The sequence below is a fragment of the Xanthomonas sp. BRIP62409 genome (assembly GCF_003992965.1).
In the GTDB taxonomy this organism is placed as follows: Bacteria; Pseudomonadota; Gammaproteobacteria; order Xanthomonadales; family Xanthomonadaceae; genus Xanthomonas; species Xanthomonas euroxanthea.
In genome coordinates this window covers 149,213-166,848 of sequence record NZ_QEZJ01000027.1, presented here as the reverse complement: position 1 = coordinate 166,848, position 17,636 = coordinate 149,213, and the positions used below count along the sequence as shown (strand labels likewise).

At 67.5% G+C, this 17,636-nt stretch carries 10 protein-coding genes; 6 read left to right on the top strand and 4 right to left on the bottom strand.

Translation table 11 applies throughout. The annotated features are described in order from the left end of the window. Positions 1 to 284 precede the first annotated feature (284 nt). Positions 285 to 2,051 carry an aspartate--tRNA ligase gene (gene aspS / locus EO170_RS17165; protein ID WP_126946818.1) on the bottom strand — a complete coding sequence of 589 codons (1,767 nt, stop codon included), beginning with the start codon at positions 2,049 to 2,051 and terminating at the stop codon, positions 285 to 287. A gap of 156 nt (positions 2,052 to 2,207) precedes the next feature. Here aspS and EO170_RS17160 point away from each other — a divergent pair, with 156 nt between their 5' ends. Further along, positions 2,208 to 2,981 (top strand): DUF3011 domain-containing protein, encoded by a 774-nt coding sequence (locus EO170_RS17160; RefSeq protein WP_126941987.1) that lies wholly within the window; start codon positions 2,208 to 2,210, stop codon positions 2,979 to 2,981. A gap of 104 nt (positions 2,982 to 3,085) precedes the next feature. On the opposite strand, the gene EO170_RS17155 is transcribed toward EO170_RS17160, so the two are convergent. Then, the gene (locus tag EO170_RS17155; protein WP_104583599.1) at positions 3,086 to 3,379 is read right to left on the bottom strand and encodes a zinc ribbon domain-containing protein; all 294 of its coding nucleotides are present in this window, start codon (positions 3,377 to 3,379) and stop codon (positions 3,086 to 3,088) included. Positions 3,380 to 3,815: 436 nt separating this feature from the next. Here EO170_RS17155 and EO170_RS17150 point away from each other — a divergent pair, with 436 nt between their 5' ends. The 3 genes from EO170_RS17150 to EO170_RS17135 all read left to right on the top strand — a co-directional run bounded on the left by EO170_RS17150 (position 3,816) and on the right by EO170_RS17135 (position 10,742). Further along, on the top strand, positions 3,816 to 5,060 hold the full coding sequence (locus EO170_RS17150) for an MFS transporter (protein WP_104649771.1): 1,245 nt from the start codon (positions 3,816 to 3,818) through the stop codon (positions 5,058 to 5,060). An 892-nt stretch (positions 5,061 to 5,952) separates the two neighbouring features. Next, positions 5,953 to 8,364 (top strand): TonB-dependent receptor, encoded by a 2,412-nt coding sequence (locus tag EO170_RS17140; protein ID WP_126946815.1) that lies wholly within the window; start codon positions 5,953 to 5,955, stop codon positions 8,362 to 8,364. 227 nt (positions 8,365 to 8,591) lie between these two features. Next, positions 8,592 to 10,742, top strand: a complete 2,151-nt coding sequence (locus EO170_RS17135) for a phospholipase C, phosphocholine-specific (RefSeq protein ID WP_126946812.1) — start codon at positions 8,592 to 8,594, stop codon at positions 10,740 to 10,742. 6 nt (positions 10,743 to 10,748) lie between these two features. Here the strand turns inward: EO170_RS17135 and bla are convergent, their stop codons facing one another. After that, a complete protein-coding gene (bla, locus tag EO170_RS17130; protein ID WP_126946809.1) occupies positions 10,749 to 11,699 on the bottom strand; it encodes a class A beta-lactamase in 951 nt (316 codons plus the stop codon). Between the two features lie 100 nt (positions 11,700 to 11,799). Here bla and ampR point away from each other — a divergent pair, with 100 nt between their 5' ends. Next, the gene (ampR, locus tag EO170_RS17125; RefSeq protein WP_126946806.1) at positions 11,800 to 12,672 is read left to right on the top strand and encodes a LysR family transcriptional regulator AmpR; all 873 of its coding nucleotides are present in this window, start codon (positions 11,800 to 11,802) and stop codon (positions 12,670 to 12,672) included. Positions 12,673 to 12,983: 311 nt separating this feature from the next. Here ampR and EO170_RS17120 read toward each other — a convergent pair whose 3' ends face one another. Continuing rightward, a complete protein-coding gene (locus EO170_RS17120) occupies positions 12,984 to 14,900 on the bottom strand; it encodes an ABC-F family ATP-binding cassette domain-containing protein (RefSeq protein ID WP_126946803.1) in 1,917 nt (638 codons plus the stop codon). Between the two features lie 176 nt (positions 14,901 to 15,076). On the opposite strand from EO170_RS17120, the gene EO170_RS17115 reads away from it, so the two are divergent. Further along, positions 15,077 to 17,461 (top strand): TonB-dependent receptor, encoded by a 2,385-nt coding sequence (locus EO170_RS17115; RefSeq protein WP_126946801.1) that lies wholly within the window; start codon positions 15,077 to 15,079, stop codon positions 17,459 to 17,461. The last annotated feature ends 175 nt before the right edge of the window (positions 17,462 to 17,636 follow it).

The following is a 17,636-nucleotide window of genomic DNA, read 5'->3' as shown; positions in this document are numbered from 1 at the left end:
GGGGAATGGGGAATGGGGATTCGGGAAGCGGGAAGCGGGAAGCGGGAAGCGGGAAGCGGGAAAGCATCCGGGATCCGCGTTTCCGGACCGCTCGCAGTGGATTGTCGAGGGCGAGCGAGGAGCGCGGCCCTGCGTCGCGGTTGCGGCAGGGCGCGGCCTCGGCTGAGGAAACCGCCAGTTCGGCAGATGTGCAGCGCGCCCACCGCATCTACGCATGCGACACGCTGGGCGGCGCGGCGTATCGGCTGCACGGCCACGCGCTGGCATGGCCGTGTGGTGACAGGTCAGGCCTGCTTGGGGCGTACCTGCACGTGCACTTCGGCCAGCTGATCGGCGGCGATCGGCGACGGGGCGTCGGTCATCAGGTCCTGCGCGCCGGTGGTCTTGGGGAACGGGATGACGTCGCGGATCGATTCGGTGCCGGCCATCAATGCCGCGATGCGATCGATGCCGAAGGCGATGCCGCCGTGTGGCGGGGCGCCGTAGTTCAAGGCATCCAGCAGGAAGCCGAACTTGGCACGCGCCTCATCGGCGCCGATGCCGAGCAGCTCGAACACGGCGCTCTGCATGTCTGGGCGGTGGATACGGATCGAACCGCCGCCGATCTCGTTGCCGTTGAGCACCATGTCGTAACCACGCGAGACCGCGGTGCGGGCGTTGGCGCGCAGGTCGGCGATGTCGTCCACCGCCGGCGCGGTGAAGGGGTGATGCAGGGCCACGTAGCGCTGCGCCTCCTCGTCCCATTCGAACATGGGGAAATCGGTGACCCACAGCGGCGCCCAGCCATCGGCGACCAGATTGAATTCCTTGCCGGCCTTCAGGCGCAGTGCGCCCATGAAGTCGGACACGGTGTTGTAGCGGCCGGCACCGAAGAACACGATGTCGCCGTTGGTTGCACCGACGTGCTTGAGCAGCGCAGCGAAGGCCTGCTCGCCGAAGAACTTGGCGATCGGCGAGCTGACCTCGCCGGTCTCCGACAGCTTGATGTAGGCCAGGCCCTTGGCGCCGTACTTGGCGGCGTGCGCGGCGTAGTCGTCGATCTGCTTGCGGCTCAGCGTGACGCCACCGGGGATGCGCAGCGCGGCCACGCGGCCGTCGGCGTCATTGGCGGCGGCGGTGAACACCGGGAACTCGCTGGCCTTGACCAGCTCGGCCACGTCGACCAGCTCCAGCCCGATGCGCAGGTCCGGCTTGTCCGAACCATAGCGACGCATCGCCTCGGCCCAGGTCATGCGCGGGAACTGCGCGGCCAGCTCGACCTCCACCACTTCGGCGAAGATGGCGCGGATCATGTCTTCGACGAAATCCTGCACGTCGCGCTCGCGCACGAAGGCAAATTCCATGTCCAGCTGGGTGAATTCCAGCTGGCGGTCGGCGCGCAGCGCTTCGTCGCGGAAGCAGCGTGCAATCTGGTAGTAGCGGTCGAAGCCGGCCACCATCAGGATCTGCTTGAACAGCTGCGGGCTCTGCGGCAATGCATAGAACTCGCCCGGATGCATGCGCGCCGGCACCAGGAAGTCGCGTGCGCCTTCCGGGGTGGCCTTGGTCAGGATCGGGGTTTCGATGTCCTGGAAATCGCGTGCGTCCAGGTGCCGGCGCAGCGCCTGCACCAGCTTGATGCGGGTGCGCTGCATGCGCTGCATTTCCGGACGGCGCAAATCCAGGTACCGGTACTTCAGGCGGGTTTCCTCGCCCGGGTTTTCATGCGCGTGGAACGGCAGCGGCGCAGCCTTGTTGAGGATGCTGATGCGGGTGGCGATCACTTCCACCTTGCCGGTGCGCAGCTTGTCGTTGACCGCATGACGCGCGCGCACCACGCCTTCGACCTGCAGCACGTCCTCGTAGCCGAGGCTGGCGGCCACCTTGAACAGCTCGGCGCTGGCGTCGTCGCCGGCCACCGGTTCCACCGTCACCTGCACGATGCCTTCGTGGTCACGCAGGTCGATGAAGCACACCCCGCCCAGGTTGCGGGCCACGTCGGTCCAGCCGGCGAGAGTGACGGTTTGGCCGATCAAGGTCTCATCGACCAGGCCGCAGAAGTGGGTACGCATCGAAAGCTCCGCTGAAAACCCGACGCAGGACGGCGCCGGAGAGCCGGATATTCTGGGGCCGGCGGGCGACAGGAGCAAATGCGCAGGCGCTCATGGCCGCTTAAGTCAGCGCCCCGCTGAATAGGCGCCAGACCCTTCCGCACCAAGGACGACACGATGCTGCGCACCGCCCTGCTGCTCTCCGGCTTCGGCCTGATCACCCTGACCGGTCTGCTGACCAGCGCGCCTGTCGCCGCGCAGGACCGTGGCTGGAACGGCCCCAGCATCACCTGCTCCAGCAACGACAACCGTCGCCGTGAGTGCGATACGCCGTTCCGCGGCCGCGCGGTGCTAGTCGAAAACATCTCCGGCACCCGCTGCATCGAAGGCCGCAACTGGGGCAGCGACCGCGGCCGGGTCTGGGTCGACAATGGCTGCCGTGGGCGCTTTGTCGATGGTCGCAACGGCGGTGGCGGCTGGGGCGGCAACACTGGCCCCGGCGGTGGCGGGGTCGCCGGTACGGTGCGCTGCGAGAGCAACGACCAGCGCCAGAAGATCTGCGACACCGGCTGGCGCCGCGCCATGCTGGTGCGCCAACTGTCCAACACGCCCTGCGTGGAAGGCCGCAACTGGCGCCAGGACGGGGGCCGCATCTGGGTGGACGACGGCTGCCGGGGCGAGTTTGCGCAGGCACGCGGCGGCGGCTGGGGCCGGGGTGACGGCGGCGACGGTGGCCGCGACGACCGCCCGCGCAACGATTACGCCATCACCTGCGCCAGTGACGACCGCCGCCTGCGCACCTGCGGCTGGGATGGCCGCTATGGCCGCCCGGTGCTGACCCGCCAGCTGTCCGACACCCGTTGTGAAGAAGGCCGCAGTTGGGGGTACGACGACCGCCGCGCGACGCTGTGGGTCAACGATGGCTGCCGGGCGCGCTTCGAGGCGCGTTGAGGCAGCAGGTACGCGCGCCGCTTACGGGTCGGGACGGGGGATGCGGCTTCAGCACTGCCAGCCGCTGCCCGGCACCGCCCGTCGTTGCGGCGCGCTGACCCGGCTCAGGCAGGGTCGGCCGCGGGCTTTGCCGCGGGCTTGCTCTCGGCGGCGGCGGCCGGCTTGGCATCGCCACCGGCGCTACTGCTCTCGCTGAGGTTTTTCTTCTTCTCGCCCGCCGACTTGAAATCGGTCTCGTACCAGCCGCTACCGGACAGCCGGAACGACGGCGCGGTGATCTGGCGCTTGATCGTGGCCGCCGCGCAGGCTGGACAGGTCTGCGGATCGGGGTCGGCCATCTTCTGCAGGCGGTCGAAGGCGTGGCCGCAGGTGGTGCACTGGAAACCGTAGATGGGCATGGCAGGATCAGCTGAAGACGATGCAGGGGCGCAGATTCTAGACGGATGCGGGCAGACAGGTGCAGTGGTGCAGCTGCGCTTGACCACGCGCGCACGTTGCCGGCGAGAAACATCGACCGGTGATCGCTGCGTGCCCGCCCGTGCGCCCGATGGGCGCCCGGCATCGCGGCTCCGTCGGCAGACTGCAAGGCGTGCGCGCGCATGCCGACGGTCACCGGCCTGGGCACCGAGTGATGGGGCGGCGTGACCGTGCGAACTGCGCAGGCAGGTGAGGCCGTCATCCGGAGCGTCGAACATCCAGGCTTCGCGCCGAACTACAGCCAACCACTTGGTATCGAACGCCGAAAGCCAGCTGGCTTCGGTCAAGCCGCAGGACACGGGCTGCTACACTCGAACACGTGATCGACGCGCCTCTTCCCCCACGAGGACCGCATCCATGTTGCGGCTGACTGCCTTACTGCTGGGCGTTGCCCTGCTGCTGACCGGCAGCGGGCTGCTCGGCACCCTGCTTGCCGTGCGCGGTGGCCAGGCCGGTTTCGATGCGCGTGCGCTCGGCCTGATCATGTCCGGGTATTTCGCCGGCTTCTTTCTCGGCACCTTCTTCGCACCGCCGCTGATTCGGCGCATCGGGCATATCCGCGCATTCGCGTTCTACGCGGCGCTGGCGGCGATCGCGGTGCTGCTGCATCCGATCTGGTTGAACGCCTGGGGCTGGGGATTGCTGCGTCTGGTCACCGGCGCGGCACTGGTCGGCCTGTACACGGTGATCGAGAGCTGGCTCAACGCCGAGCCGGACGCGCGCCGGCGCAGCCGGGTGTTTTCGGTGTACATGGCGATCAATCTGTCGGCATTGGCGCTGGGCCAGATCCTGCTCACCGCAGGCGATGCGGGCGCACCGGCGATGTTCACGCTGACGGCGATCCTGATCTGCGCGGCAGTGATGCCGGTGATGACCACGCGCCTGATTCCGCCCGAGGTGCCGCACGTGTCGCGCCTGCGCCTCAAGACGCTGTACGCGTTGGCCCCGGTGGCGACCATCGGCGCGGGATTGTCGGGCCTGGCGATGGGGGCGTTCTGGGGCTTGTTGCCGGTGTACGCCGACCGCATCGGGCTGGATGCCGACGGCGTGGCAATGTTCATGCTCACCGCCATCATCGGCGGTGCAGTGTTGCAGTGGCCGATCGGGCGCATCAGCGATGGCCATGACCGGCGCATCGGCCTGGTCACGATCAGCATGCTGGCGGCCGGCATTGCAATCGCCGCCGCGGTGCCGATGGTGCAGGCACAGACCCAACTGTTGTTCGTGCTGTTCTTCGTGTACGGCGGCTTGGCGTTCTCGCTGTATCCGTTCGCGGTGGCACACATGCTCGATTACCTGCCGCGCGAAGATCTGCTCTCCGGCTGCAGCAGCCTGCTGTTGGTACATGGCGTGGGCGCGGCGATCGGTCCGGCCCTGGCCGGTGGCGCGATGCAGAAATTCGGCCCTGCCGCACTCCCGGTCTATTTCGCGGTGATGCTGCTGGCACTGGCCGGATTTACCCTGGCACGCCTGCTGCGCTTCACGCGCCGCCGCATCCACCCGATCTCTTTCCGCCCGATGCTGCGCACCACGCCATCGGCGTTGGAGTTGATGCCGGAGACGCAGCAGGCCGAAGCACCGCCGCACACCAGGAGCGGCTAACGCCCCTGTTTCGCGGGTATCGGTCGCAGAGCCGATGATCTGCGGCTTGGCTGCGGGGTCCTTGCCCGCCCACGGTCGCGGGACACGCCGCAAGACAGAGCAGCTGATAGAAGGCCGTGTAGATCATCTGTAGAGCCGATGATCTGCGGCTTGGCCGCGGGGCCCTTGCCCGCCCACGGTCGCGGGACACGCCGCACGACAGAGCAGCTGATAGAAGGCCGTGTAGATCTGCTGTAGAGCCGATGATCTGCGGCTTGGCTGCAGGGTCCTTGCCCGCCCACCATCGCGGGACACGCCGTGAATCCATCCATGGAGGCTCTTACGCGGCATCCATGCCGCGTAAGGTCCCGCGACGGTGAGCGGGCAAGGACCTATCGAGATGGTCGGTGTGCATGGGAAGAGCAGTGCTGAGTGTGCCTTGTTGAATCACGTAGCAGCGGTTCCAGGTCTGATGCACATCGCACGACAGACGGCTTTCCAATGAGCGCCGACCAACTGTCTGGTGCGGCGTCCTTGCCGGTTGCGGGACCGTGTGGCGGCATGGATGCCGCCACCGAGCCCCCAGGGACGGGTTCACGGCGTGTCCCGCAAGCGGTGAGGGCGCTGCGCCCTCGACGACCTGAGATTTTGACCCAAGCACTTGACCACCCCTCCAACGACGCGACGATTCGCATCGCCTGTCTTGGAATGAATAGCCTCGGTATGACACGCAGCTCCGGAGGTATCGTTCAACGACCCAACGCGAAGCATGCAGACGGCGCTAGCCCGCAATCGTCCTTGCGGCAGGGCGTAGTAAAACCATCCAGTGATCCCGACCACACCTTTTGCGCGGTCATCATCACGCAATGCAAGCGCGGCAGTCTTTGCAGACCTCCCCGCTTGTTGGATTGCAATGGATTCGACGTCCTCCTCGCGCGTGCGCCATCCGGCCACGCTCGCGTTGCTACTGGTTCCGCTCACCCTGCCCGCCTACGCACAGCAAGCCCCCGATGGCGCAGCGTCTGGCCCGTCCGCGGCCGAACCGGGCACCGCTGGCGAGCAGGTGTCCACGCTGGATCAGGTGCAGGTGGTCGGCCAGGCGATGACGTATTCCAAGACCAATGTCAGCAAGGAAATGCTGGACCGCCAGTTCGTGCTGGGCAGCGTCAACGATGCGCTCAACGAACTGCCCGGCGTGGTGGTGACCGAGGCCGATGCCTTCGGCTCGTCGGATTGGGGCACCCAGATCAGCATGCGCGGCTTTGTCAGCAATCGCGATACCCAGCAGATCGGCACCACCATCGATGGCGTGCCCAACGGCGGCTCGGCCTATGGCGGCGGCTCCAAGGCCAACCGCTTCATCGACATGCCGGACCTGGAAACGGTGGAAGTCAGCCAGGGCACCGCCGACATCGCCTCGCGCTCCAACGAAGCGTTGGGTGGCACCTTGAACTACCTCACCGGCGACCCGCTGGAAGAGCAGCGCGTGCGCGTGATCGGCGGCATCGGCGACAACCAGGCGCGCAAGTATTACGCGCGCTACGACAGCGGCCTGCTCGGCGGCAACACACGCGCCTGGGTCAGCGGCTCGTCGGCACGCAACGACGACTGGATCGACGGCAGCGGCCACACCCGCCGCGACCACCTGGCCGGCAAGTTCGTCAGCGTATTGGACAAGTGGACGCTCAGCGGCTACGCGTCCTACGACGATGCCGACGAATCCGAATACACCAGCGTGACGCCCGAACAGTTCGCGCGCGACCCCGAGCACGACCTGCTGACCGGCACGCTCACCGGCATTCCGTACCTGGACCAGAACTATCGCTCCGGCTCGCGCGCGTTGCGCAAGAACACCTTCGGCTATCTGCGCGGCGCCTTCGATGGCGGCAATGGCTTCAAGACCACGCTGACCGGCTACGCGCACCGCATGCAGGGCCGTGGCGACTGGATTCCGCCGTATCTGGTGGATGTCACCAACGACGGCGCCGGCGCAGCGGAATCCGAAGCGCGTGGCGGCAACACCGTGTATGCCGGCAGCGACCTGGGCAAGCTGTATTACCTCACGCCCGGCGGCGCGGCCGCGACGATGCTGGCCGGTTGCGCCGGCAGCGATGCGCTGCCTGCCGAATCCAACCCGGCCTGCTATCCGGTCGGTTCGGTGCCGGTGCAGTCGTATCGCCACAGCCACTACGACAACCACCGCGCCGGCGCGATGGCCGACGTGGAATGGCGCGCGGATCTGGGCGCCATCGACAACACCGTGCGCGCCGGTGCGTGGCTGGAACGTTACGACCGTAGCGTCACCCGCGACTGGCATCGCCTGCTCAACGTCGGCACCAACATCGGCTTCGATCATCAGCCGTACTGGGTGCAGTTCAAGGATGACTACCAGACCGACGAGCAGATGTATTACGTCGAGGACGTGATGCGCTACGGCGCCTTTGCCTGGCGTGTGGGCGTCAAGCAGTTCTTCGTCGACCAGACCCGCGACCGCCGCATCGGCGATGCGCAGCATGTGGAGTCGGATTCGCATTCGGACCCGCTGCTGTCGGCCGGCCTGACCTGGACCACCCCGGTGCAGGGCCTGGAAGCCTTTGCCGGGTATTCGCAGAACTTCGCCGCGATTCCCTCCGGCGTGCTGGGCGAAACCGACCCGGTCGCGCTGAGCCGGGTGCAACCGGAAACCGCCGACAACGTCGAACTCGGCCTGCGCCTGAGCCGCTGGCCGTTGACCGGCAGCGTGACGCTGTACGACATCCGCTTCGACAACCGCATCGTCTATGTGCCGGCCAACTTCGTCACCGGCATCGACTACCTGGGCGAAACCGATGGCGTGTACGAGAACTTCGGCGGCGTGCATGCGCGCGGCGTGGAAGCGGCGCTCGGCTATGGCTGGGACAACGGCTGGCGCATCAACGGTGCCTATACCTACAACAAGGCCGATTACCTGGGCAGCGGCGATGCCGCGCGCGACACCGCGCTGGAGATCACCCCCGGTGCGCAGGTGATCGGCCAACCGCGCAACACCTTGGTGATGTCGGCGGACTGGCGCGGCCAGGCGTGGCGCTTCGGCGTGTCCGGGCGCTACCTGGGCAAGCGCTACCTGGACGCCTCCAACCGTGCGGCACTCGATGGCGTGACCACCTTCGATGCCAACCTGGGCGTGGAACTGTCGCAACTGTCGTCGCAGCTCAAGGGCCTGCAGCTGGCGCTCAACGTCAGCAACCTCACCGACAAGCGCTATCTGGAAGGCGTGGACGGCAGCGACAGCGCGTTCATCGGCGCGCCGCGCACGGTCGGGCTGACCGTGACGCTGGATCTCTAGCGTAGAGCGCGCACCGCTGCCCGACAGGCGATAGGATTTCCAGTAATGGGGAGCGGATCGGGGAAAAGGCACACGACCGATCCGCTCCCTGCATTGTCTCCTGCGCACCTGCAAAGGGACGGCATTGGCGCTTGTGCACGCACGCGCCAGAACACATGCGCTGACGCGTTGGGTACGCTCGGCCCGCTCCAGCGCCGACAGGATTGGCGCGCCAACCAGGTGACACGATGATCGACCTTCCCCGCCGCCGCGTTCTGCAGACCGGGCTTGCCGGCGCCGCCGCCGCGCTGCTGCCTCCCAGCATCGCGCGGGCCGCCGCCATCGCGCCGGATCGCCGCACCGGCACGCTGGAAGATCTGCAGCATGTGGTGATCCTGATGCAGGAAAACCGCGCCTTCGATCATTACTTCGGCGCCCTGCCCGGCGTGCGCGGGTTCGGCGATCGTTTCCCCATTCCCGCGCCGCCGCTGCCGGGCGCGCCCGCGCGCACGGTGTGGCTGCAACCCAGCGAAGACGGCCGCCAGTGGCTGACGCCGTTTGCGCTGGATACCGCAGCGCAATTCGGCTTCATGCGCGTGCAAGGCACGCCGCATAGCTGGGTGGATGCGCAACGCGCCTGGGATCACGGCCGGCTCGGGCACTGGGCCGCGGCCAAGCACGACCACGCGCTGGGCTATTACCGGCGCGCGGATATTCCGTTCCAGTACGCGCTCGCCGACGCCTTCACCATTTGCGATGCGTACCACGCCTCGATCCAGACCGGCACCAATTCCAATCGCGTGTTTCTGTGGAGCGGCGGCAACGACCCGCAGGGGCGCGCCGGCGGGCCGGTGATCGGCAACTCGCACGACAATTTCCCGGAGCTGGGCGGTTTTGCCGAGCCGTATCGCTGGACGACCTACGTCGAGCAGCTTCAACGCGCTGGCGTGTCCTGGCAGATCTATCAGGACATGGCCGACAACTTCACCGACAACCCGCTGGCCGGGTTCGAGGCGTTTCGGCAGGCCTACCGCAACGCGCCCGGCCACGATGCGCAACTGCGCGCGCGTGGTATCAGCACGCGAGGTGTGGAGCAGCTACGCGCCGATGTGCTGGGCGGGCGCCTGCCATCGGTGAGTTTCGTCATCGCCGATGCGGCCGGCAGCGAGCATCCGGATCCGTCTAGCCCTGCGCAGGGCGCGGCCTACACCGCGCGTGTGCTGGATGCGCTGACCGCCGATCCGCAGGTGTGGAGCCGCACCGCACTGCTGTTGATGTTCGACGAGAACGACGGCTTCTTCGATCACATGCCGCCGCCGGCGCCACCTTCGCCGGACCCGCGCGCGGCCGGCGGCCTTGCCGGCGCATCGAGCATCGCTACCGACGACGACTACCATCGCCACCCGGCACCGGGCGAACAGAAGGTGGATCTGCCCGAGCTGCGCGGCCGTCCCTATGGCCTGGGCCCGCGCGTGCCGCTCTACGTGATCTCGCCGTGGAGCCGCGGCGGCTGGGTGGATTCGCAGGTGTACGACCACACCTCGGTATTGCGCCTGCTGGAACGCCGCTTCGGCGTGCCCGCGCCGGAGATCACGCCGTGGCGGCGCGCGGTGTGCGGTGACCTCACCGGTGCATTCGACTTCCGCAATGCCGATGCGCGCCCCTTCGTCGCGGCGTTGCCCGATGTCAGCGCTACCGCAGCGCGCGCGGCAGCCCTGCGCGAACACGCACTGCCGCCGTTGCCGGCCACGTTGCAATCGCCGCAGCAGCCGTTCGGTACCCGCCGTTCGCGGGCGCTGCCGTATCGCCCCAGCGTGGAACTGGCATATCTGCCTGAGCGTGGCGAGGTGAAGCTGCGCATGTCAAACGCTGGCGCAGCGGTGGTCCTGCACGTCTACGACCGCCTCGATCTTGCTGCAATTCCGCGTCGTTATACGGTGGGGAACGGCGCGGCAGTGGATGGCACGTGGGCCACCGGCGATGGCCGTTACGACCTGTGGTTGATCGGCCCCAATGGCTTCCATCGTCACTATTGCGGAGATCCGGGCGCACCGTTACTGGTGGCCGAGATCACCCAGGATGCGAACGATCGCGCGGCCGTGTCCCTAGCGCTGCGCAATGCCGGCAGCACTGCGGTGCAGGTGGAGCTGCAGCCGGGCGCGTATGCCACCGCGCAACCGCACGAACGCCTGCGCATTGCACCCGGCGCCACCGAACAACGCCGTTGGCAGGCAGCAGCAACCGGCGGCTGGTACGACCTGTGGGTGACGCACGACGGTGCAGCGCAGCGGCTTGCCGGGCGCATCGAAACCGGCGCAGACAGCGTCAGCGACCCGGCCATGGGCGGGCCGGCGCGGCTGCAGCAGGACGAGCCGCTGGTGATCGGCGCGCCCGGTTGAGAAAACTCAGCGCGGCGTGACCGCTGTCAGCGTGCGCCACTCGCGCTGGAACGCGTCGTCGGTGAACCCCGCGCCCGTCATCGCGACCGCGGCAGCAACAGCCTTGAGCGCTGCATCGCGTGCGGCAGCATCGACCGTTGCGCCATTGAGATAGGCGGTCAGCAGCAGCGGTGCCTGGCGTCCTGGCTGCCACAGGATGGCGATGTCGTTGCGGGTGTCGCTGCCGTTGCTGCCGGTCTTGTCACCGATGTTCCAGCCGCGCGGCAGGCCGGCGCGCAGGCAGGTATCGCCGGTGCGGTTGTCGATCATCCAGTCGGTCAACTGCTTGCGCGAGGCCGGCTGCAGCGCGTCGCCCAGCAGCAGGGTGCGCAAGGTGGCGGCCATTGCCGCCGGGGTGGTGGTGTCGCGCGGGTCGCCCGGGGCGAACCGGTTCATCTCCGGCTCGTGGCGGTCGCTGCGGGTGTGCGCATCGCCGATGCCACGCAGGAAGGCGGTCAGTCCGGCCGGCTCGCCCACCAGCGGAAACAGCAGGTTGGCGGCCGGGTTGTCGCTATGGATCATCGTGGCCCGGCACAGCTCGGCCACGCTCAGCGACCCGCCGACATGGCGCTCGGTGACCGGGGCATGTTCAAGCATGTCGGCGGCGCGGATCTTCACCCGTTTCCCCAGGGTCAGCTCGCCCTTGTCCACCCGCTGCAGCACCGCCGCAGCCAATACAAATTTGAAGGTACTGCACAGCGGGAAGCGCTCGTCCTCACGCTGGCCGATGCGCCTGCCGGTGGCGCTGTCGAGCAGGCAGATGCCCAGGCGGCCACCGCTCCTGCGTTCGATCCCGGCCCATGCCTCTCGCAACTCAACCGCTGCAGACGCCACCAGACTGACGGCACGCAGGGGCCTGGACGCTGCAAGCAGCACACCCGCGCCGGTTGCGCACAGGAATTGTCGACGCTTCAACATGGACCAGCCTCCCGATCAGAGCCCGCAGTATCGGCCCGGCGCGGCCGCCGGAGTATCGCGATGTTTCGATCCCTGGCATGAATTGAACTAATCTCTGCGCATGCCACGCCCTCGCCTCCCGCTCAACGCCTTGCGCGCCTTCGAGGCCGCCGCACGCCACCAGAACCTGACCCGTGCGGCGAGCGAGCTGTGCGTCAGCCAGGCCGCCCTCAGCCACCAGATCAAGGCGCTGGAGCAGCAGCTGGGCAGCAGCCTGTTCCATCGGCTACCACGCGGGGTGGCACTCACCGACGAGGGCGCGGCGCTGGCGCCGGTGCTGGCCGAGGCCTTCGATCGCATTGCCGCCACCCTGGAGCGCTTTGCCGATGGCCGCTATCGCGAGGTGCTCAGCGTCGGCGTGGTGGGCACCTTCGCCACTGGCTGGCTGCTGCCGCGCGTGGATGCCTTTCATGCGGCGCATCCGGAGATCGAGCTGCGCCTGTCGACTCACAACAACCGCGTCGACCTGGCCGGCGAAGGCCTGGATCTGGCGATCCGGTTTGGCGATGGCGACTGGCAGGGGCAGATTGCCGAGGCGTTGATGGAGGCGCCGTTCGCGCCGGTGTGTGCGCCGACCATGGCACGTGGCTTGCGCACGCCGACAGATCTGGTGCACCTGCCGTTATTGCGATCGTATCGCCAGGACGAATGGCCGCAGTGGTTTCGCGCCGCGGGCGTGGCCGAAGTCGCCGCACGCGGAGCGATGTTCGATTCCTCGTTGACCCTGGCCAGCGCTGCGGCGGCCGGTATCGGCGTGGCGTTATTGCCGCTGCCGATGTTTCGCCAGGACCTGGATGCCGGGCGCCTGGTGTGCCCGTTTCCGATCCAGATCGACGCTGGACGTTATTGGCTGACGCGGCTGCGCTCGCGGGCGGAGAGCGAGGCCGGGCGGAGGTTTCTTGCGTGGTTGTTGGTGGAGCAAACGCCGGGGTGAGGTTGGACGCGTCCCCGGGCCGGTTGCCTGCGTGCACGCGACGCTGCCTCTCTTGTGAGATGGCTGCGCCGCACCTTACCCAGCCCTTCCATCGAGATGGCTGTCTTCCGTCGTACCCTCACCCCAACCCCTCTCCCGCAGGAAGAGGGGCTTAATCACCAGAGCGGCGGCTTGCTCCCTTCTCCCGCTGGGAGAAGGTGGCGCGTAGCGCCGGATGAGGGTACGGGCGCGAAGCCTACTTCCATCACCTTCGATCTCTGTGCATCATCGATCAACAGGCACCATCACCGGCCCCATCACCGCGACCGCTGCTACACCCCCTCGATCAGCTCCATCCACGCCGCTTCCGCAGCCGCCAGTTGCTGTGCGGTGGCCTCGCGGTCGCGGCCCAGCACCGCCATCTTCTCGCTGTCGGCATAGTTGCCCGGGTTGGCGAGCTCGCGGTCCAGCGCCGCCAACGCCGCTTCCAGTTCGCCGACGCGCTTTTCGGCGCTGGCCAGCTTGTGCGGGTTGACGGCCTTCTTCGGCGGCAGCGGCTTGGTCGGCGGTGGCGGTGTCGGCGCCACTTCGGCCATCTTCTGCTTGGTGCCCTGGGCGGCCGGGCGGCTGCGCAGCCAGGCGGCGTATTCGTCCAGGTCGCCTTCGAACGGCTCGACCACGCCATCGGCCACGCGCCAGAAACTGTCGCAGACCAGGCCGATCAGATGGCGGTCATGCGAGACCATCACGATCGCACCTTCGAAGTCGCTCAACGCTTCGGCCAGTGCCTCGCGCATTTCCAGGTCCAGATGGTTGGTCGGTTCGTCCAGCAGCAGCACGTTCGGCTGCTGCCAGGCGATCAGCGCCAGCGCCAGACGCGCGCGCTCGCCGCCGGAAAAACCATCCACCACCTCGAAGGCACGGTCGCCGGCGAAATTCCATTTGCCCAGGAAGTCGCGAAACGCCTGGTTGGCGCCATCCGGCGACAGCTCGCGGAAGTGATCCATCGGCGACTGCCCCTCGTGCAGCGACTCCACCGTGTGCTGGGCGAAGTAGCCGATCCGCAGGTCCGGATGCGCACTGCGCTCGCCCGACAGCGGCGCAAGCTCGCCCACCAACGTCTTCACCAGCGTGGACTTACCCGCACCATTGGGCCCCAGCAACCCGATCCGGTCACCCGCCTCCAGCCCGAACCCGACATCGTGCAACACGGTAATCGCATCGCTGGACCCCAGCTTTTGCGATTCCCCATTCCCGATTCCCGGCTCCCGCGGCGCAGCCGCATACCCGCAAGCCGCATGATTCAACCGGATCAGCGAAAACGGCAGCCGATTGGGCTGGGCAAACTGGATGCGGAACTCGCGCTCGGCGCGGACCGCTTCGGTGCCGGCCATCTTGGCCAGGCGCTTCATGCGGCTCTGCGCCTGGGTGGCCTTGCTGGCCTGCGCCTTGAAGCGGTCGATGAAGCTCTGCAGATGCGCGCGCTCGGCCTGTTCCTTGTCGTGGGCGATCTGCTGCTGACGAAGGTGCTCGATGCGCTGGCGCTCGAAATCGGTATAGCCGCCGACATACAGTTTGGCGGTGCCGCCGTGCAGGTGCAGCGTATGCGTGGCCACGTTGTCGAGAAACTCGCGGTCATGCGAAATCAGCAGCAAGGTGCCCGGGTACTTGAGCAGCCATTGCTCCAGCCACAGCACCGCGTCCATGTCCAGGTGGTTGGTCGGTTCGTCCAGCAGCAGCAGGTCGCTGGGCATCATCAACGCGCGCGCCAGGTTCAGGCGCACGCGCCAGCCGCCGGAGAACGAGGACACCGCGCGGTGATGGGTGTCGGCCGGGAAGCCCAGGCCGTGCAGCAGCTTGCCGGCGCGCGCCTCGGCATCGTAGGCGCCGAGTTCGGCCATCTTCTGGTGCGCATTGGCCACCGCTTCCCAGTCCTCGCGCGCGGTGGCCGCGGCCTCTTCCTGCAGGATCGCGGAGACCTCGATGTCGCCGCCCAGCACGAACGACAGCGCCGGATCGGGCAGCGACGGGGTTTCCTGCGAGACGCTGGCGGTGCGCACCTTGCCGGGCAGGTCGACATCGCCCTTGTCCGCCTCCAGCTCGCCCTTGACCGCGGCGAACAGGCTCGACTTGCCGGTGCCATTACGGCCCACCACACCGACGCGGTAGCCGGCATGCATGGTCAGGTCGACGTTGGACAACAGCAGACGCTCGCCGCGTCGCATGGAGAAGTTGCGCAGGGAAATCATTGATGGACAGTCCGATAGAACGAAAAGGAATGAGCAGATGAGCAGCACTCCTGCGACGCCATTCTAGCGTTAACGAATAATTAGCGCCTTCGGGCTGGCCGTCGTTCCTTCGCGTCGCCGCGACCAGACCCCGCCCAGCCTTACTGGTCCTGCCTGGACCCCCGTTCGGAGTTGTCATGAATTACCCGCTGTCCTCGCTCGCAACCGCCGTGGTTGCGGCGCTGCTCGCCTCCCCCGCCTTTGCCCAGAGCGCCACGCCCGCCAGCGCGCCCGCCAACACGCTGGACACCGTCATCGTCACCGGTACCCGCGTGTCCGACCGGACCGTGGCCGAGTCGCAATCGCCGATCGACATCATCAGCGCCGAGTCGCTGCAGGCCACCGGCACCTCGGAGCTGGCCACCGCACTGGCCCGCGCGCTGCCGTCGCTGAACTTCCCGCGCCCTGCGCTGAGCGACGGCACCAGCGCGATCCGCCCCGCGCAGCTGCGCGGCCTGTCGCCGGACCAGGTGCTGGTGCTGGTCAACGGCAAGCGCCGCCACACCTCCTCGCTGCTCAACCTCAACGGCACCATCGGCCGCGGCGCCGCGGCGGTGGATCTGAACACCATTCCGGTGGCGGCGATCGCGCGCGTGGAAGTGCTGCGCGACGGCGCCTCGGCACAATACGGCTCCGATGCCATTGCCGGTGTGGTCAACATCGTGCTCAAGGGCGCGGAGAAGGGCGGCAGCCTGCAGGCCGGCTTCGGCCAGTACTCGGCCGGCGACGGCAGCAACTACGAGCTGTCCGGCGACACCGGCGTGGCGTACGGCAACGAGCGCGGCTGGCTGCATGTGGCCGCCCAGCTCAACCAGCAGGACCCCACCGACCGTGCGCGCGGCTATGCCGGCGCCCCCAGCGCCTCGCAGCCGGCGGTGGGCCAGAAGGCGTTCAAGATCGGCGACCCGGACGTCAACGCGCAGGCGGTGTCGGCCAATACCGAGTTCGCCTTCAGCGACAGCATCACCGGTTACGCCTTTGCCACCGCCAGCAACCGCGACATCACCTCGTTCGCGTTCTTCCGCGCGCCGGGCAGCACCCAGAACATCCTGTCGGTCTATCCGCAGGGCTTCCTGCCGGAAATCCAGACCTACGCCAAGGACCGCTCGCTGGTGGCCGGCGTACGCGGGTCCACGGCCAGCGGCTGGGACTGGGATGCCAGCTACAACTACGGCTACAACAAGATCGATTTCCACACCCGCAACACGCTCAACGTGAGCCTGGGGCCGACCTCGCCGACCTCCTTCTACGATGGCGCGCTGGAGACCACGCAGAACATCGTCAACCTGGACGTCAAGCGCGGCTTCGACTGGGGCCTGGCGTATCCGGTGACGGTGGCCTTCGGCGCCGAATACCGCAACGAGAAGTGGAACCAGTCGCCGGGCGAAGTGGGCTCGTATTTCCAGGCCGGCACGCTGGCCGGTGGCGCGCAGGGTTTCGGCGGGTTTGCGCCGAGCGTGTCCGGGCAGTATTCGCGTGACAGCTACGCGCTGTATGCGGATCTGGAAGCCGATTTCACCGACAAGTTCTCCGCCGGCCTGGCCGGCCGCTACGAAGACTTCAACGATTTCGGCAGCCAGGCCTCGGGCAAGTTGTCCGGCCGCTATGCGTTCACCGACAGGGTCGCGCTGCGCGGCACGGTGGCGTCGGGCTTCCGCGCGCCGTCGCTGGCGCAGCAGTATTTCCAGTCCACCAGCACCACCTTCCTGGCCGGCAATCCGAACCCGTTCGAGATCCGCACCTTCCCGGCCGACAGCACCGTCGCGCGTGCGCTGGGGTCCGAGCCGCTGGATGCCGAGACCTCGCTGTCCTACAGCCTGGGCCTGGTGCTGCAGCCGACCGATGCGCTCTACCTCACCGTGGATGCGTACCAGATCGACGTGGACGACCGCATCGTGCTGTCGTCCAACCTCACCGGCACCGGCGTGCGCAACCTGCTCGAAGCGCAGGGCATCTTCGGCATCAACGGCGGGCGCTACTTCACCAACGCGGTGGACACGCGCACGCGCGGTGTGGACGTGGTCGGCAGCTACCGCTGGCAGCTGGCCGCCAGCAGCGTGGACCTGACCGCCGGCTACAACTATTCGGAGACCGAGGTGCGCAGCGTCGCGGCCAATCCGTCCGCGCTGTCGGCCAACGGGCTGAGCCTGGAGCGCATCGACCGCACCGAACGCGGCCGCATCGAAGAAGGCTTCCCGCGCGACAAGTTCCTGGTCAACGGCAGCTGGAACCTGGAGCACTGGACGCTGGCACTGGGTGCCACGCGCTATGGCAAGTACAGCACGCGTCCGGCCGCGGCGATCAACGACCAGACCTTCGGCGCCAAGTGGGTGGTGGATGCCTCGGCCAGCTACAAGATCGATCGCTGGACGCTGACACTGGGTGCGGACAATCTGCTGGACGAGTACCCGGACGAGAACAATTTCGCCAACTCCACCAGCGGGCAGTTCCCGTACAGCAATCTGTCGCCGTTCGGCTTCAATGGTGCCTACGTGTACGGCCGCATCAACTATCGCTGGTAACCTGGCGGCCTAGCCTGCGGTGTTGCCCGGCATTTAGTGCCCAGGCGCGCTGCACGATTGCATCCTGACGCTCGACCACACGCCCCGGCTTGCCGGGGCGTGTGCGTTTTGCCCGGCGTGCTTGCGGCGTTTTCCTGATGCAGGCATCCAGACGCAGGCATCGATGCGCCGTGAA

What these genes read in the sequence shown, in the direction of transcription:
- EO170_RS17160 (WP_126941987.1), top strand. Translation starts at nt 2,208, where the DNA reads ATGCTGCGCACCGCCCTGCTGCTCTCCGGCTTCGGCCTGATCACCCTG.
- ampR (WP_126946806.1), top strand. Translation starts at nt 11,800, where the DNA reads ATGCCACGCCCTCGCCTCCCGCTCAACGCCTTGCGCGCCTTCGAGGCC.
- EO170_RS17150 (WP_104649771.1), top strand. Translation starts at nt 3,816, where the DNA reads ATGTTGCGGCTGACTGCCTTACTGCTGGGCGTTGCCCTGCTGCTGACC.
- bla (WP_126946809.1), bottom strand. Translation starts at nt 11,699, where the DNA reads ATGTTGAAGCGTCGACAATTCCTGTGCGCAACCGGCGCGGGTGTGCTG.
- EO170_RS17140 (WP_126946815.1), top strand. Translation starts at nt 5,953, where the DNA reads ATGGATTCGACGTCCTCCTCGCGCGTGCGCCATCCGGCCACGCTCGCG.
- EO170_RS17155 (WP_104583599.1), bottom strand. Translation starts at nt 3,379, where the DNA reads ATGCCCATCTACGGTTTCCAGTGCACCACCTGCGGCCACGCCTTCGAC.
- EO170_RS17120 (WP_126946803.1), bottom strand. Translation starts at nt 14,900, where the DNA reads ATGATTTCCCTGCGCAACTTCTCCATGCGACGCGGCGAGCGTCTGCTG.
- EO170_RS17115 (WP_126946801.1), top strand. Translation starts at nt 15,077, where the DNA reads ATGAATTACCCGCTGTCCTCGCTCGCAACCGCCGTGGTTGCGGCGCTG.
- aspS (WP_126946818.1), bottom strand. Translation starts at nt 2,051, where the DNA reads ATGCGTACCCACTTCTGCGGCCTGGTCGATGAGACCTTGATCGGCCAA.
- EO170_RS17135 (WP_126946812.1), top strand. Translation starts at nt 8,592, where the DNA reads ATGATCGACCTTCCCCGCCGCCGCGTTCTGCAGACCGGGCTTGCCGGC.